The sequence below is a fragment of the Dysgonomonas sp. 511 genome (assembly GCF_010501105.1).
Lineage (GTDB): Bacteria > Bacteroidota > Bacteroidia > Bacteroidales > Dysgonomonadaceae > Dysgonomonas.
In genome coordinates, this window is the sequence record NZ_QVMQ01000076.1 from 1 (window position 1) to 1,296 (window position 1,296).

1 protein-coding gene is annotated in these 1,296 nt (G+C 31.3%); it reads left to right on the forward strand.

Features of this window, described 5'->3' with window-relative positions; all coding sequences use genetic code 11:
• Window positions 1–119: 119 nt before the first annotated feature.
• Window positions 120–1,296, forward strand: a 1,177-nt coding sequence (locus tag D0T57_RS15310; RefSeq protein ID WP_255490637.1) for an IS4 family transposase, incomplete at its 3' end; no start/stop codon positions are given.

The following is a 1,296-nucleotide window of genomic DNA, read 5'->3' on the forward strand; positions in this document are numbered from 1 at the left end:
ATTCACTAGTGTCCACTAAAAGTCATTAACAAGTGATGTAATTATCTGATATGCAATCAATAACATTGATTTATTTTACGTGTATATTTCAAATCTCTAATTTTGTTAGAAGTAACAAAATGATAGTAAGAATGCACAATGGACATTATGTTTTCACTCAATTATGCAGTTTTCTGCCTAAGCGGGTTTTTGATTGTTTGGTCGATAAATACGAAGGCAATAAATATGTAAAATCATTTACTTGCTGGAATCATCTTTTAGTTCTGATTTTTGGTCAGCTATCTAATCGGGAAAGCCTTCGGGATTTGATTGGAATACTTGATGCGCATAAGAATAAGTTTTATCATCTTGGATTTGGAAAAAGCGTGACACGTAGTAATTTATCTAAAGCCAATGAAGTACGTAGTATAGATGTTTTTGAGAGATTCTCTTTAAGGCTCGTTGACTACATAAAATCGAACAATACACAGTTCGTTGATCTGGAAACAGATGATAAGGTATATGCTTTTGATTCTTCAATAATCACTTTATGTATTAATACATTTTGGTGGGCTAAACAACGAAAAGGAACAGGAGGTATTAAATTGCACACCTTATATGATATAAAGAACCAAATACCAACCTTCAATGTAATCACCGACCAATTAACCAGCGATTGTACCCTGATGGATATTATCCCATATGAACCGAACGCGTTCTATCTCTTTGATAAGGCATATATTAGCACGCCTCAACTATATGCAATCAATCTTATTGGAGCCTTTTTTGTAGTAAGAAAAAAACAAAATATGAAATACAACGTATTAATTGACAAAAACTATAATAATATCCAAACCGGGATCATGGCTGATCAGATTATTAAGTTTACATCCAGAATTGCTCAAAAAGGATATCCGGGAAAACTGCGATCTGTTGTATACTATAGTAAGGAACAGAAAACGACCTTTTCTTTTTTGACAAACAATTTGGATATAACAGCTGAACAAGTTGCCACTCTATACAAATATCGATGGAATATAGAAATCTTTTTCAAATGGATAAAACAACATTTGAGAATAAAGGAGTTTTATGGCACTTCTGAAAATGCCGTCAAAATCCAGATATTTTCTGCTATTATAACTTATTGTCTGGTTGTAATCATGAAACATGAATTAAAAATAAAAGGATCCACTTATGAAATATTACGAGTACTTAGTTTGTCCTTATTTGAAAAAATACCAATAGAAAACCTTTTCAATGATCAGCAAACTCAAGTAAAATATCAAAATGATACTCAATTAAGTCTTAATTTTTTTT